General features: G+C 71.3%; 13 protein-coding genes. 6 read left to right on the top strand and 7 right to left on the bottom strand.

Annotated features, from left to right (window positions below; genetic code table 11):
* The first annotated feature begins 61 nt into the window (after positions 1-61).
* Positions 62-1,357, top strand: a complete 1,296-nt coding sequence (locus tag QRN19_RS10265) for a sensor histidine kinase (protein ID WP_285026773.1) — start codon at positions 62-64, stop codon at positions 1,355-1,357.
* Positions 1,354-1,983: a response regulator gene (locus tag QRN19_RS10260; protein WP_285026772.1), complete on the top strand. Its 630-nt coding sequence runs from the start codon at positions 1,354-1,356 to the stop codon at positions 1,981-1,983. Before QRN19_RS10265 ends, QRN19_RS10260 begins: the two co-directional genes overlap by 4 nt.
* A 91-nt stretch (positions 1,984-2,074) precedes the next feature.
* Here the strand turns inward: QRN19_RS10260 and QRN19_RS10255 are convergent, their stop codons facing one another.
* The 3 genes from QRN19_RS10255 to QRN19_RS10245 all read right to left on the bottom strand — a co-directional run bounded on the left by QRN19_RS10255 (position 2,075) and on the right by QRN19_RS10245 (position 4,909).
* Positions 2,075-2,476, bottom strand: a complete 402-nt coding sequence (locus QRN19_RS10255; protein WP_285026771.1) for a YbjQ family protein — start codon at positions 2,474-2,476, stop codon at positions 2,075-2,077.
* Positions 2,473-3,759 carry an amidohydrolase gene (locus QRN19_RS10250; RefSeq protein ID WP_285026770.1) on the bottom strand — a complete coding sequence of 429 codons (1,287 nt, stop codon included), beginning with the start codon at positions 3,757-3,759 and terminating at the stop codon, positions 2,473-2,475. Before QRN19_RS10250 ends, QRN19_RS10255 begins: the two co-directional genes overlap by 4 nt.
* A 79-nt stretch (positions 3,760-3,838) precedes the next feature.
* Positions 3,839-4,909, bottom strand: a complete 1,071-nt coding sequence (locus tag QRN19_RS10245) for a LacI family DNA-binding transcriptional regulator (RefSeq protein WP_502928166.1) — start codon at positions 4,907-4,909, stop codon at positions 3,839-3,841.
* Between the two features lie 121 nt (positions 4,910-5,030).
* Between QRN19_RS10245 and QRN19_RS10240 the strand changes: the two genes are divergently transcribed.
* Both QRN19_RS10240 and nucS read left to right on the top strand, forming a co-directional pair.
* Entirely contained in the window at positions 5,031-6,275 is a 1,245-nt protein-coding gene (locus QRN19_RS10240) for an MFS transporter (protein WP_285026768.1), read from the top strand.
* A 95-nt stretch (positions 6,276-6,370) separates the two neighbouring features.
* Positions 6,371-7,066, top strand: a complete 696-nt coding sequence (nucS, locus tag QRN19_RS10235; RefSeq protein WP_064294112.1) for an endonuclease NucS — start codon at positions 6,371-6,373, stop codon at positions 7,064-7,066.
* A 94-nt stretch (positions 7,067-7,160) separates the two neighbouring features.
* Here nucS and QRN19_RS10230 read toward each other — a convergent pair whose 3' ends face one another.
* From QRN19_RS10230 to QRN19_RS10215, 4 genes are all read right to left on the bottom strand, one after another.
* A complete protein-coding gene (locus QRN19_RS10230) occupies positions 7,161-8,630 on the bottom strand; it encodes a GntP family permease (RefSeq protein WP_285026767.1) in 1,470 nt (489 codons plus the stop codon).
* Positions 8,631-8,683: 53 nt separating this feature from the next.
* A complete protein-coding gene (locus tag QRN19_RS10225; protein WP_285027066.1) occupies positions 8,684-10,243 on the bottom strand; it encodes an N-acyl-D-amino-acid deacylase family protein in 1,560 nt (519 codons plus the stop codon).
* A 77-nt stretch (positions 10,244-10,320) separates the two neighbouring features.
* The gene (locus tag QRN19_RS10220; protein ID WP_194643038.1) at positions 10,321-10,980 is read right to left on the bottom strand and encodes a bifunctional 4-hydroxy-2-oxoglutarate aldolase/2-dehydro-3-deoxy-phosphogluconate aldolase; all 660 of its coding nucleotides are present in this window, start codon (positions 10,978-10,980) and stop codon (positions 10,321-10,323) included.
* 22 nt (positions 10,981-11,002) lie between these two features.
* Positions 11,003-12,307 (bottom strand): type III PLP-dependent enzyme domain-containing protein, encoded by a 1,305-nt coding sequence (locus QRN19_RS10215; RefSeq protein ID WP_285026766.1) that lies wholly within the window; start codon positions 12,305-12,307, stop codon positions 11,003-11,005.
* Between the two features lie 157 nt (positions 12,308-12,464).
* Between QRN19_RS10215 and QRN19_RS10210 the strand changes: the two genes are divergently transcribed.
* Complete coding sequence (locus QRN19_RS10210) at positions 12,465-13,514, top strand: sugar kinase (RefSeq protein ID WP_285026765.1); 1,050 nt, start codon at positions 12,465-12,467, stop codon at positions 13,512-13,514.
* Entirely contained in the window at positions 13,511-14,284 is a 774-nt protein-coding gene (locus QRN19_RS10205; protein WP_285026764.1) for an IclR family transcriptional regulator, read from the top strand. The genes QRN19_RS10210 and QRN19_RS10205 overlap by 4 nt, the downstream gene beginning before the upstream one ends.
* Positions 14,285-14,286 lie beyond the last annotated feature (2 nt).

The following is a 14,286-nucleotide window of genomic DNA, read 5'->3' as shown; positions in this document are numbered from 1 at the left end:
TGTAGGCCGCCGGAACTATCAGGAAGTGACAGTTCGCGAGCAGGGATGGGAGGGTTGGGACATGGACGGACGACGATGGTGGGATGTCGCGTTCGGCGCGGGGTGCGTGATCGTCGGCGCGCTCGTGAGCGTCAGCGCGTCCGGGACACCGGAACGGGTCATCGGCGTCTGGATCGTGCTGGCGGCGCTCTGCCTCGTCTACTACACGGCCGGGCGACGCACCCTCGAACGCCCCCAGGGCGGGCTCTGGTTCGCGATCACCCTCATCGCCCTCACCGCCGTCGGGACGGCGTTCTCACCGAACGTCCTGACGCTGCAGTGCCTCGTGTTCCCGCTGCTGTGGGTGCTGACGCCGAACACCCGAACCGCGATCGTCCTCAACATCGCGAGCGCCGCGACCCTCACCGTCGGGTTCATCGTCGGACTCGGCGCCACCCCCGACGTGATCCTGCAAGGCGTCGGGATCCAGAGCGTCTCGCTCGTCTTCGCCCTGTCCCTCGGCCTGTGGATCACTCGCATCGCGGAACTCGGTGACGAGAAGGCCCGACTCCTGGTGAGTCTGCAGGCGGCCCAAGCCGAAACGGAACGAGCGAGCCGGGAGGCCGGGGCTGCCGCCGAACGCGAACGCATGGCACGCGACATCCACGACACGATCGCGCAGAGCCTCACGAGCGTGGTGCTGCTCGCGCAACGCGCCCGTTCCGAGGTCGGCGAGACCGTCGCGGGCACGCCGGACGCCTCCCCGCTGGACGGTCGCCCGATCGCCGCCCTCGACAGCATCGAGCTCATCGAGAGCACGGCGCGCGACGCCCTCCGCGAGGCGAGGTCCCTCGTGGCGACGACGGCGGCGATGCCGGCTGCCGACACGACGCTCGGCGACAGTCTCCGCCGCTTGGGCGAGCGGTTCGCTCGCGAGACCGGCGTGTCCGTCGACATCGACGCCCCGTCCGAACGATTCGAGCGGGCACCGGAGGTCGTGCTGCTCCGGAGTGCCCAGGAGGGCCTCGCGAACATCCGGAAGCACGCCGCCGCCGACCGCGTCGAACTGGCGCTCACCGTCGAGGACGGCTGGGCCGAGCTGCGGATCTCCGACGACGGCGTCGGGATCGCGGACCCGGACGGCGCGCTGCTCGGGACCAGCCCAGGCGCGGGCTTCGGCTTGCACGGCATGCACGACCGGGTCGCACTCCTCGGTGGGACGGTGGAACTCACGAGTGCCGCCGGAGCGGGGACGACCGTGCGGGTGCGAGTGCCGGTGACGATCGAAGCGGGCCCTGCGGCAGGCTCGGGGAGCGCGGACGGCGTCCCGGTCGGCGGCCCTGCGACGCGCTCGGGGAACGAGGAGGAGACACGATGACGCGGATCAGGATCGTCGTCGCGGACGACCACCCCATCGTCCGGTCGGGCATCGTCGCGCTGCTCGGGCGCGCGGAGGACATGGAGGTCGTGTCCGAAGTGGCGGATGGCGCGGCGGCGGTCGCGGCGGCCGAGGAGCATCGGCCGGACCTCGTGCTCATGGACCTGCGCATGCCGGTCCTCGGCGGTGCCGAGGCGACGGCGCGCATCGTGCAGCGAGTGCCAGGCGTCCGAGTACTCGTGCTCACGACCTACGAGACCGACGACGACATCCTCGGCGCGATCGAGGCCGGTGCCGGCGGTTACCTGTTGAAGGCGGCGCCCGAGCAGGAGATCCTGGCCGGCATCCGTTCCGTGGTCGCCGGTCAGACGGTGCTCGCGCCCACCATCGCGGCGACGCTCGTCGGCCGCATGCAGGGCGGGACGTCCGCTCGCCCGCAGCTCAGCGCCCGCGAGCTCGAGGTCCTCGCGCTCGTCGCCGCCGGCAACAGCAACCGGGCGATCGCGGCGGCGCTCTTCATCTCGGAGTCGACGGTGAAGACGCACCTGCTGCACGTCTTCGAGAAGCTCGAGGTGGCCGATCGCACCCGGGCCGTCACCCGCGCCCAGGAGTTGCGGCTGCTCTGAGTCGCCGGGGTCCGCGCGGGGGCGGCTTGGAACGGCCGGCCGTCCGGCATGGACACGAGTCCGTCGGGCCCGCCCCGCGTCCGACCGACGGTCAGGCCTCGCCGCGGGGCTTCGGGGCGTCGGGCTGTGCCGCCGCGTACGCGGACTGACCGGTCGCCCCGGGCTCCCCGGCGGGGATCGGGACGAGGTACGCGGCGGTGCCGTACGCGGTCAGCTGCGTCCACGCACCGCCGATGTCGGTGGTCTCGAGCCGCATCGCGAGGACCGCGTTCGCGCCGCGCTGTTCCGCGTCGGCCACCAGGCGTCGCATGACCTCCTGGCGGGACTCGAACAGCAGCTGGGTCATCCCCGGGACCTCGCCGCCGCCGAGCGCCGAGAAGCCGATCGACATCGAGGAGCCCCAGTCGCGAGCCCGCACAGTGAGTCCGACGACCTCGCCGAGGACGGCGTCGATGCGGTGTCCGGCGACGGTGTCCGTCGTGACGACGATCATGCGGTTGCCGTCGTCCCGCCCAGACGCGACAGGGCGGCGAGCGAGAGCGCTGCGATGCCGGTGTCGAGGGTGGGGTGGATGAGCGGAGCGAACTTCGCGGAGTGGTTGCCGGGGAGGTCTTGCTCCATGCGCCCCGAGGCGTAGGCGGCGGCGAAGGCCTGTGGGTCGGCACCACCGAGGATCCAGTAGACGATGGGGGCGTCGGCCGCAGTCGCGAGCATGCCGACGTCTTCACTGCCCGTGACGAGACCGGGGTCGACGACGCGATTGGCACCGAACGCGTCGGCGAACACCGCCGTCACCGCACCGGTGGCCTCGGGATCGTTCACGAGCACCGGGAAGGCCTCCGTGTGTTCGATCACCGGTTCCCGCTCGGCGCCCGACGCGGCGGCCTCGGCCCGGATGATGCGCTCCATGGAGCCGACGACGCGGTCGCGCACGTGCGGTTCGTAGCTGCGGATGTTGACGCCGATCTGCGCGGTGTCGGGGATGATGTTGTTCTTCGTGCCGGCGTGCATCGTGCCGACGGTGAGTACCGCGGTGTCGGTTCCGGCGACCTCGCGGGACACGATGCTCTGGAGGCGCACGACCGCCGACGCCGCCATCACGACCGGGTCGATCGTCGACTGCGGGCGGGATCCGTGCCCGCCGCGGCCGTGGAAGGTGACGCGGTAGGCGTCGGTCGCGGCGAACGACGGCCCGGCATGCGTGCCGACGACACCGGCCGGCAGTGGACCGACGTGCTGGCCGAACACGATGTCGGGCTTCGGGACGCGTGCGTAGAGGTCGTCGTCGACCATCGCCTGCGCGCCGCCACCGGCCTCCTCGGCCGGCTGGAACAGGACGACGAGCGTCCCGGACCAGGTGTCGCGCCGTGCGGCGAGCAATTCGGCGGCACCCAGCAGACAGGTGACGTGGACGTCGTGTCCGCAGGCGTGCATGACCGGGACGTCGTTGCCCTCCGGGTCGACCCCGCGCGCGACGCTCGCGTAGTCGAGGCCCGTCTCCTCCAGGACGGGCAGGCCGTCCATGTCGGCCCGCAGGAGAACCGTCGGTCCTTCGCCGTTCTCCAGGACGCCGACGACGCCGGTGCCGCCGATCCCCGTCGCGACCCCGTACCCGAGGCCGGTGATGCGATCCGCGACCAGGGCGGCCGTCCGGTGCTCCGCGAAGGAGAGCTCCGGATTGGCGTGCAGGTCCTGGTACACCGGTGCGAGCGACACGGCGAGCGACGCCGCCTCCTGCTGGACGAGTGCGGCGGTGGCGATGGGCTGGTCGGTCATGGGTCTCCTTCGAGCGTCGCCTCCACCCTACGGCGCGGGTCCGCCGCACGGCAGGGGCTGTCGAAACCCCGGCGGGACCTCAGCCCTGTGGAGCGGGGACGCGTGCCGTCGTCGCTCCAGGGTGGAACCGGACGCTGAACTGCTCGCACTCCGGATCGCGGCCGTCGAGCATGGCGACGATCGCCCGGCCGGCGGCCGACCCCTTCTCCCGGGAGGGCTGCCACACCGTCGTGAGGTCGTAGTCGAGCCCTTCGACCCGGATGCCGTCGAAGCCGACGACGCTGAGCTCCGCTGGGACGGCGATGCCGAGCTCCTCGGCCGCCCGGATGACGCCGGCCGCGAGGAGGTCGCTCTGCGCGGCGATCGCCGTCGGCCGCTGACCCGCCGGCACGTCGAGGATCGCGTGTCCGGCGACGCGACCCTCCTCCAAGGAGGATCCCGTGGTGACGAACCCCTGTGCGTCGGGGAAGACGTCGCGGAGGCCCTGCAGGCGTTCGATCGCCGGGACCGTCGTCGCGGCCCGCTCCCACTCCGGCGTGAGCGGCCCGCGACGTTCGGTCGGGTCGAGGTTGAGGGTGACGACCGCGACCCGCTCGTGACCGAGGTCGGCGAGGTGTCGCGCCTCCTCACGGACGCCGCCGCGGTTGTCGACGGCGATGTCGGGGACGCCGAGGGCTGCGAGTCCCTCGATCGAGACGATCGGCATGCCCCGTCGGCTGAGGACGGCGACCGAGCTGTCGAGGTTCGGGCTGCAGCCGATGAGGACGACGCCGTCCATCGGCGCGTTGCTCAACTGCAGCGTGCCCTCCTGCGCATCGTTCAGCAGCAGCAGACCAGCGCCGACCGCGCCGAGCTCGTCGGCGAGTCCGTCGAGGGTCTGCACCATCACCGGGTCGCGGAAGGAGTGCCCGATCCGACCGGCGACGACGGCTCCCACGATGCCGCTGCGTCCCTGGCGGAGGGAGCGGGCCCGGGGGTCGGGGCCGGCGTAATCGAGGTCGGCCGCCGCCTGCAGCACCCGCTGCTTGGTCGCTTCGGACACGGGCCCGGCACCGCTGAAGGCGAGCGAGGCGGTCGATGGTGACACCCCCGCGCGCTCGGCGACATCGGCGAGCGTCGGTCGCGCGGGGCGTGATTCCTGGTCCACGATCTGCTAGCTTAGTCGACGGAATCGAATCGATTCGATTCTTGACAGATCCACCACGATGCACGGGCTTCACCACCCGCTCCACCGAGCGCCCAGGCGCACCAGCACCGATCCCGAGGACCCCGTGTCAGAGCCGACCAACCCGCACACCGCCCCCGTCACCGTTCGGCCACGCCGCGAACTCCTCGCCTGGCGCAACGCGATCTTCGTGATCTTCGCCCTGAGCGGCCTCAGCATCGCCACGTGGGTGGCGCGCATCCCCGCCATCCGCGACAACCTCGGACTCACTACCGGCACCATCGGGTTGCTCATCCTCGGGATGTCGATCGGATCGGTCGTCGGCCTCGTCGCCTCCCAACACCTGCTCGCCCGGCTCGGACCGCGGCGAGGCATGCAGCTGGTGCTCGGGCTCGTCGCAGTAGGGCTGCTCCTCATCGGGGTCGGCGCGAGCCTCGTGCCGCTCGCCGGTATCGTCCTCGTCGGGCTCATCGTCTTCGGCTTCGGCAACGGAGCCCTCGACGTCATGATGAACGTCGAGGGGGCCGCGGCCGAGCGGGAGCTCGGCAAGACGGTGATGCCGCTGATGCACGCGTGCTTCAGCTTCGGCACGGTCGCCGGAGCGGGGCTCGGCGCGCTCGCGTCCGCCGCCGGCCTCGAGGTCTTCTGGCACGCGCTCGTCATGGCGGTCGTCATCGCGATCGTCGCCGTCGTCGCCGTCCGCTTCGTCCCGGCCGAGCAGGTGGTCGCCGACGAGTTCGACGACGCACCGAAGACACCGTGGCAGGACCGACTCCGCGAGAGCCTCTCGGTCTGGGCGGACGGCCGCCTCATCCTCATCGGCGTCATCATCCTCGGCATGGCGTTCGCCGAAGGCAGTGCCAACGACTGGCTCGCACTGGCCGTCGTCGACGGTCACGGGCAGAGCAACACGACCGGCGCGCTCGTCTACGGCGTGTTCGTCACCGCGATGACCGTCGGTCGCATCGTCGGCGGGCCGCTCATCGACCGCTTCGGGCGCGTGCCGGTGCTTCGGGTGTCGGCTGGAGCCGCGATCGCGGGGCTTGTCCTGTTCATCCTGACGCCGGTGACGGCACTCATGATCCTCGGGACCGTGCTCTGGGGACTCGGAGCCTCACTCGGGTTCCCGGTGGGCATGTCCGCCGCGGCCGACGACTCCAAGCGCGCCGCGGCTCGGGTGAGCGCCGTCGCGATGATCGGCTACTGCGCGTTCCTCGTCGGGCCGCCGCTCATCGGCATCCTCGGCGACGCGATCGGTCTCCTCAACGCCCTGTTCGTCGTGCTCGTGCTCATCGTGTTCGCCGGTCTGGCCTCTCCGGCAGCCCGCGAGAGCAGCCGCCGCAAGCGCTGAGCCCCGTTCGTCCGCCCACGTTCGGGCGATTCAGGGTTCCGTCGCCCGACGATGGGCGAATGGACGTGCTGTGGTGTCGCGGTAGGCTCGTCGTCGTGCGTTTGGTGATTGCGGAGTGCTCGGTCGACTATGCCGGACGGTTGTCGGCTCACTTGCCGCTCGCCAAGCGGCTGCTCATGGTGAAGAACGACGGCAGCCTGCTCGTCCACTCCGACGGCGGCTCTTACAAGCCGCTCAACTGGATGAGCCCGCCCTGCGTGCTCACGACGGTCGAGCCCGACGAGACGCAGGCCGCGGCCGGGATCACCGAGCTGTGGAAGGTCACGCACAAGAAGACCGGTGACGCCCTCATCGTGTCGATCCACGAGGTCCACCACGACAGCGCGCACGAACTCGGCGTCGATCCCGGCCTCCAGAAGGACGGCGTCGAGGCACACCTGCAGAAGCTCCTCGCCGAGCAGATCGAGCTCCTCGGCGACGGCTACCGACTCATCCGCCGCGAGTACATGACCGCGATCGGCCCGGTCGACATCCTCGCCACCGACGCGACCGGCGCGTCCGTGGCGGTCGAGCTGAAGCGCCGCGGCGACATCGACGGCGTCGAGCAGCTCACCCGCTACCTCGAACTCATGAACCGCGACCCGCTCCTCGCCCCTGTGCAGGGCGTGTTCGCCGCCCAGGAGATCAAGCCGCAGGCGCGCACCCTCGCCCAGGACCGCGGGATCCGCTGCGTCGTCCTCGACTACGACGCGATGCGCGGCCTCGACGACAGCGACTCCCGCCTCTTCTGATCGTCCACAACTCAGGACGGCCCCGGCGCGTCGGACACGACACGCCGGCGCCCGACCCGGACACGCGGCAGCCGTCCTGAATTGCGGACGCGAACTAGACGAACAGCCAGATGAGGGCGACCATCCCGAAGCCGACGACCGAGAGGATCGTCTCGAGGACGGTCCAGGTCGCGAGCGTCTGCTTCACCGACATGTTGAAGTACTTCGCGATGATCCAGAACCCACCGTCGTTGACGTGCGAGAGCGTGATCGACCCCGCGGCGATCGCGATGCCGATGAGCGCCAGCTGCGGCTGCGAGTAGTCGCCGGCGAGTACGACCGGCTGCAGGATCCCCGCCGTGATGACGATGGCCGCGGTCGCCGAGCCCTGCGCGATGCGGAGGCCCGAGCTGATGAGGTACGCCGACACGATGATCGGCAGGCCGAGCGAACCGAGCACCTCGGCCAGTGCCGCGCCCACACCCGTCGCCGAGATGACGGCTCCGAAGAACGCACCCGCACCGACGACGAGCAGGATCATGCCGATCGGCCGGAGCGACTGACCGGAGAGCTCGCCCAGCTCGGCGAGCGTCATGCCACGCCGCACCCCGAGCACGTAGTACGCGAGGCAGACGGCGATCGTGAGTGCGACCGCCGGGTTGCCGATGAGCGTCAACGCTTCGAGGACGGGTCCGTTCGGGAGGGCGAGGGCGCCGAAGGTCGCGGCGAGGATCAACAGGATCGGCGTGATGATGATGAGACCGACGCTCCAGAGCGAGACGTCCTTGCGCTCGGGGGCGTCGTCCTCGGGCTCCAGCACGTACTCCTCGGGAACGGAGACCATGACGCGCTTCCCGATCCAGAGCGGCCAGGCGATGCCCGATGCGATGAAGGCGGGGATGCCACACAGGAAGCCCATGAGGATGAGCCAGCCGAGGCCGACCTCGAAGGTGCCGGCGAGCGCCGTCGGTCCCGGGTGCGGCGGCAGGAACGCGTGCGTCATCGAGAGGCCGGCGAGCATCGGGAGCGCGTAGAGCACGAGCGACTTCCCGCCGCGACGCGCGGTGATGTAGACGAGGGGCGCGAGGACGAAGATGCCGACGTCGAAGAACACGGGGATGCCGAAGATGAGGCCGGTAAGCCCCATCGCGATCGGAGCGCCGCGTTCGCCGAAGCGACCGAGGAGCTTCCGGATGAGGACATCGGCACCACCGGAACGTTCGAGGATCGCGCCGAGCACGGTGCCGAGACCGATGATGATCGTGATGTGCCCGAGGATGCCGCCGAAGCCGGTCTCGAGGAGCGACGCCCCCGGCTTGATCTGCTCGTCGTCGAAGGGGTCCGGCACGGCCACGCCGACGATCTGGTAGATGCTCGTCCCGGTCGCGAGCGCCAGGCCGATGCCGACGATGAAGAGCGAGATGAACGGTTCGAGCTTCACCCGGATGATGAGGAACAGCAGCACCGCGATGGCGACGGCGCAGAGGATGAGCAGGCCGGGGGTGGTCTGCTGCAGCCATCCGATGGGATCGCTCGGGGCTGGTGCGGCGGCGACGACGCTGCGCGCGAGGGCGGTGATGGGCATGGGAGGACCTTCTGTGTCTGTAGGCGCGGAGGTGGGGAGGAACGAGGGAGCGATCAGGCCGGGCGGCGGCGGATCGAGCGACCGGGGACGGCGTCGGTGCGGCGACCGTCGGCGATGACGGCGGCGCCGTTCACGAACACCCACGGGATGCCGGCGGCCTGCTGCCGGGGCTCGGCGAACGTCGCGCGGTCGGCGATGGTCGCCGGGTCGAAGAGGACGACGTCGGCGACGGCTCCGACGCGGAGCACACCGCGGTCGGTGAGACCGAGCCGGGCAGCCGGACGCGAGGTGAGGTGCGCGACGGCGTCTTCCAGCTCGAGCACCCCCTCCTCGCGGACGTAGTGGCCGAGGTAGCGCGGGAAGGTGCCCCACGCGCGCGGGTGGGGCTTCGCACCGATGAGGATCCCGTCGCTCCCACTGGTGTGGGCGGGATGCACCATCATCGTGCGCACGTTGGCCTCGTCGCCGACGTGCTGGAGGATGCCGGTCGCGAGCCGATCGGCTTCGAGCAGCGCGAAGAACAGGGCCGTCGGGTCGCCCGACCACGCGTGTCCCGCATCCTCCGCGGCGATGTCGGCGACGGTCCGGCCGACAAAGCCGGCGAGCTCGGGGTTCGCGACACCGGAGATCTCGATCGTGGCCCAGTCGGTGACGACGCCGTGGCAGCCGTCCGTGCCGACGACTTCGAGCTCGTACCGGATCCGCGCTCGGACGTCGTCGTCGCCGAGGCGCTCGATCGTCGCGTCCGGCCCGCCGACCGCCGCCCAGCTCGGCAGCAGCGCAGACAGGGTCGTCGATCCCGGCAGGTAGGGGTACGTGTCGAGCGTGATGTCGACGCCGTCCGCGATGGCGTCGTCGATGAGGGCGACGAGTTCGGCGGCCCGGCCGGCGTTGACGCCGAAGTTCATCGTCGCGTGCGTGAGGTGCAGCGCGCAGCCGGAACGACGACTGACGTCGATCATCTCCGCGTAGGCCTCGAGCGCGCCCTTGCCGTACGAGCGCTGGTGCGGTGCGTAGAAGCCGCCGTGCTCGGCGACGGTGCGGCACAGCGCGACGAGTTCCTCGGTGTCGGCGAACATGCCGGGCACGTAGGTGAGGCCGGAGGACATCCCGACCGCCCCGTCCCGCATACCGGCGGCGACCAGCTCCTGCATGCGGGTGATCTCGTCAGGGGTCGCCGGGCGGTTCTCGGTGCCGACCACGAGCATCCGGACGGAGCCCTGCGGCACGAGGTAGGCGACGTTCAGCGCCGCGCCGCGGTCGACCCGGTCGAGGTACTCGCTGACGGTCCGCCAAGCGAAGTCGACGTCGTCGGGCTGCCCGTTCCAGCCGGCGATCTGCTGTCGGACGATCGCCATGGTGCGGTCGTCGGTCGGGGCGTAGGAGAGCCCGTCCTGTCCGAGGACCTCGGTGGTGACCCCCTGCGACACCTTCGCGAGGTGGTCGCGGTCGCGCAGGACGGCCAGGTCGGAGTGGGCGTGCATGTCGATGAAGCCGGGCGATGCGACGAGTCCGTCGGCGTCGATGATCAGCGCGTCGGCGGGTGCGTCGGCCTCGGCGGACGCCCCGATCGCGATGATGCGGCCCCCGTCGATGAGCAGCGACCCGTGCATGCTCGGTCCGCCGGTGCCGTCGACGATGCGAGCGCCGCGGATGACCACCGCGCTCGCTCCGTCCGTCGGTCGCGGCGTCACGGCAGGAGGGCCGCCGTGGTGAAGGCGGTCGCACGCTCGGTGACCCCGGCCCAGTCGGCCGCGGCGACGTCGGCCGCACCGACCACACTCGACCCCGCGGTCACGGCTGCTGCACCGGCCTGGATGTACTCCCGTGCGTTCCCGGCGTGCAGTCCGCCCGACGGCACGAGCCGGAGACCCGGGAACGGGCCCTTGAGGTCCTTGAGGAAGCCGGACCCCATGGCGGCGGCTGGGAAGATCTTCACTGCGTGGGAACCGAGCGACGCGGCGCGCATGACCTCGCTGGGCGTCATCGCACCGAGCAGGAACGGGATGCCGGCGGCGGTGGCGACCTCCGCGACCTCCTCGCTCAGACCGGGGGTGACGAGGAACTGCGCGCCACTGTCGACGGCGCGCTGCGCGGTGTCGCGGTCCACGACCGTCCCCGCGCCGATCACGGCCCCGTGGTCGCCGATCGCGTCGGCCGCAGCGCGGATGAGCGCTTCGACGCCCGGCGTGGTGAAGGTGAACTCGACACTACGGATCCCGCCCGCGGCGAGCGCCCGGCAGAGTTCGACCGGGTCGGGGATGACGGGCACGCGGACGACGGCGATGGCGCGGTCGGCGTACAGGGCGTCGAGGGCGTGTGGCGTGCTGGGTGGGGTCTCGAGCGTCATGGGGGCTCCTGTTCGGTTCGGCTCAGCCGAAGGTGGTGGTGACGGCGTCGACGGCGCTCGGTTCGGCGAGACGGACGTCGTCGATGACCACGAGGGCGCGCCACTTGTCGAAGGTGGTGCACGGGTGGGAGAGGCCCAGGCGGATGACGTCGCCGACCTCGACGTCGCTACCCGGCGGCAGGGAGACGAAGGTGTGCTGGTCGTTCATGGCCGTGGTCGTCGCGCCCGGGAGCGGTTCGACGGTGGCGGACCCGGCGCGGCGGACGCCCTGCACCTCGGGAAGCCCCTCGTCGAACGGGAAGTCGCGCTTGCCGCCGTCGACGAGCGCGAGGCCGGGCTCGGGGCGGGAGACGATCGTCGCCCAGCCGTGGATCGCGGATCGGAAGTCGCCGGTGCCCTCGTGGCGGCCGAGCGGGGTGATCCCGCGGTAGAAGCCGTCGTCGTGGGTCACGTACGCGCCGGAGCGCAGCAGGACGTCGACGGCGCGTCCGTGAGCACCGTCGAGGTCGCGCAGTCCGGCGAGCACCTCGGCGACCACGTCGAAGTAGGCGCTGCCCCCGGCGGTCACGATGAGGGTCCGGACACGATCGTCGTAGCGGCCGTCGGCGAGGAGCCCGGTGTGCAGCTCGGCGAGCGACGTCAGGTAGTCGCGCACGATCTGCAGTGAACCCTCGTCGCCGTGGTGCGCGAGCGCCCCCTCGTAGCCGCTGACGCCGGCGAGTGCGAGTTCGGGCGATGCGATGATCGCCTCGGCGATCTCGAGCGCCGTGGCGTGGTCGCGGGCTCCGGTGCGACCACCAGGGGCCCCGAGCTCGACGAGCACGTGGAGTGGGCGGCGGGGCGGCTGCTCGGCCAGCACCCGCGACATGATCTGCACCGCGCGGACGGAGTCGGCCCACACGACGATCTCGGCGTCGCCGGTGTCGAGGGCCCGCGCGACGGCGCGCAGGTGTTCGAGTTGCACGAGGGCGTTGGCGAGCATCACGCGCGGGATCGACCAGCCGAGCGCGACGGAGAGCTGCCAGGGGGTCGCGACGGTGATACCCCAGGCACCCGCGTCGAGCTGACGCTGCCACAGGGCTCGGTTCATCGTGGTCTTGCCGTGCGGCGCGAGACCGACTCCTGAGCGGTCGCACCACTGCCGCATGGTCTCGACGTTGTCGGTGACCGCCGAGCGGTCGAGCGTGACGAGCGGCGTCGTGAAATCGGCGAGCGCCGGCCGACCGGCGAGGAACCTGGCGGCGTCGGTCCCGACGGACGCCGGTGGGAAGCCCTTGAGGCTGCCGTCGAGCACGCCCAGCGCGCCGGCATCGAACTCGTCCGTCATGGTCCCTCGTTTCGCGATCGAGCGCTGCACCCGCCGACATCGTGAACATCAAGCGTTGCGCATATTGCAACATACATTGCATCCGGCGCTACGTCTGTTCTAGCATTGCGTCCACAGGCCGTCAACCGGACCCGGCCGAGACACGAGGGGAACCGTGATGACGACGTCACCGTCCACCGTGAGCACGATCGGCGAAGCGATGGTCGTCCTCCTGCCCGAGGGCCAGCTCCCCGTCGCCGAGGCGCGCGCATACCAGACGGCCGTCGGCGGTGCCGAGTTCAACGTCGCCTCCAGCCTCGCGCGCCTGGGCGTTCCCACTCACTGGATCTCGCGCCTCGGCGACGACGGCTTCGGCGACTACATCCTCGAGACGGCCCGGCACGACGGTGTCCTCACCGACGCCGTCGAACGCGACGACCACCGGCCCACCGGCCTCTACGTCAAGGAGACGGTCGTGAGCGCCGACGGTGATCGTCGGCCGCGGATGCACTACTACCGCAGCGAATCCGCAGCGTCGCAGCTCGGCGTCGACACCCTGCAGCACGAGGCGACCCGGGCGGCCATCACCGCCTCGGCCATCGTGCACACCTCCGGCATCACCCCGGCCCTCTCCGACTCGACCGCGCTGCTCGTGGGCGAGCTGGGCGAGGCGCTCCCCCGAGACACCGTCCTGAGCGTCGACCTCAACTTCCGGCCGCGACTCTGGGAGCGTCGCTCGACCGCCCCGCTGCACCGCCTGCTCGACCAGGCGTCCGTCCTGTTCCTCGGCGTCGACGAAGCAGAGCTGTTCTTCGGCCACACGGACGCCGCCCGCCTCTTCGCCGAGCTGCCGACCCTGCAGCGCATCGTGCTGAAGGACGAGGAGAACGCCGCGACCACCCTCCACCGTGACCCAGCGGCAGGCACCGAGGTGCGGTCGTTGTCCGTCGAGGTCGTCGAGACGGTCGGCGCCGGCGACGCGTTCGCCGCCGGCTACCTGGCTGGGCTGGCCGCGGCACGCTCCGACACCGCCTGCACGCGGCTCGGCCACGCCGTCGCGGCGTCGACGCTCATCTGCCACGGCGACCGGCCTGAGCTCGTGCCCGACGCCCAGGGCGTCAGCACCATCGTCGACGCGACGGACGAGCAGTGGGCGTCATGGCGCATCACCGCCGACCGCCCGCTGCCGTGGAGCACCGTCGGCGCGCACGGGACGGCCGGCGCATGAGCCAGTCACTGTCCCGGGCCCTCGACCTCCTCCGCGAGATCGTCGCGGGCACCAACTCCCTCGACGCGCTCGCGGCGACGGCCGGCGTGCACAAGACCACGGTGCTGCGCCTGCTCAACACGCTCGAGGAGCACGGCTTCGTCACGCGCGACGCGTCGTTCCGGTACCACCTCGGGCGGGCGATGTTCGAGCTGACCCAGACCGCGCTCGACGAGCAGGACGTCCGCGGCGTCGCCGCTCCGCACATCCGGTCGCTCGGGGCGGCCACGGGCCAGACGGTGCACCTCGCCGCCTACGAGGGCGGCTCCGTCTTCTACATCGACAAGGTCGAGTCCCGTCAGCCCCTGCGCATGTACTCGCGCGTCGGCCTGCCCGCCTCCCTCTACGCGACCGGCGTCGCGAAGGTACTCCTCGGCGGACTCGACGAGGCGGAGCGTCGACGCGTCGTCACGGGCATCGTCTTCGAGCGGTACACCGACAAGACCATCACCGACGCCGACGCCCTGCTCGCCGAGATCGAGTGGTCGACCGAACGCGGGTGGGCCGAGGACCACGAGGAGCACGAGAGCTTCATGAACTGCGTGGCTGCGCCGGTCTTCGGTCCCGACGGCCGGGTCGCCGCGGCGGTGTCGATCTCGGTCCCGACGATGGTCCTCCCCCACAGCGGCGTCCGCGCCCTCCTGCCGCAGCTCCTCGCCACCACGACCGCGATCTCCGCCGAACTCGGCTACGTACCGCCGGCGCCCGCCGAGGCCCCCGCGACCGCCTGACC

Origin of the sequence: Plantibacter sp. ME-Dv--P-122b, assembly GCF_030209375.1 — a bacterium.
Classification (GTDB): domain Bacteria; phylum Actinomycetota; class Actinomycetes; order Actinomycetales; family Microbacteriaceae; genus Plantibacter.
Note: the sequence above shows the minus strand (reverse complement) of the source record. Positions and strands in the feature narration are given on the sequence as shown.

Excerpts from the sequence above, each read along its gene's own strand:
- QRN19_RS10265 (WP_285026773.1), top strand. The coding sequence starts at position 62 with ATGGACGGACGACGATGGTGGGATGTCGCGTTCGGCGCGGGGTGCGTG.
- QRN19_RS10260 (WP_285026772.1), top strand. The coding sequence starts at position 1,354 with ATGACGCGGATCAGGATCGTCGTCGCGGACGACCACCCCATCGTCCGG.
- QRN19_RS10255 (WP_285026771.1), bottom strand. The coding sequence starts at position 2,476 with ATGATCGTCGTCACGACGGACACCGTCGCCGGACACCGCATCGACGCC.
- QRN19_RS10250 (WP_285026770.1), bottom strand. The coding sequence starts at position 3,759 with ATGACCGACCAGCCCATCGCCACCGCCGCACTCGTCCAGCAGGAGGCG.
- QRN19_RS10230 (WP_285026767.1), bottom strand. The coding sequence starts at position 8,630 with ATGCCCATCACCGCCCTCGCGCGCAGCGTCGTCGCCGCCGCACCAGCC.
- QRN19_RS10225 (WP_285027066.1), bottom strand. The coding sequence starts at position 10,243 with ATGCACGGGTCGCTGCTCATCGACGGGGGCCGCATCATCGCGATCGGG.
- QRN19_RS10220 (WP_194643038.1), bottom strand. The coding sequence starts at position 10,980 with ATGACGCTCGAGACCCCACCCAGCACGCCACACGCCCTCGACGCCCTG.
- QRN19_RS10215 (WP_285026766.1), bottom strand. The coding sequence starts at position 12,307 with ATGACGGACGAGTTCGATGCCGGCGCGCTGGGCGTGCTCGACGGCAGC.
- QRN19_RS10210 (WP_285026765.1), top strand. The coding sequence starts at position 12,465 with ATGACGACGTCACCGTCCACCGTGAGCACGATCGGCGAAGCGATGGTC.
- QRN19_RS10205 (WP_285026764.1), top strand. The coding sequence starts at position 13,511 with ATGAGCCAGTCACTGTCCCGGGCCCTCGACCTCCTCCGCGAGATCGTC.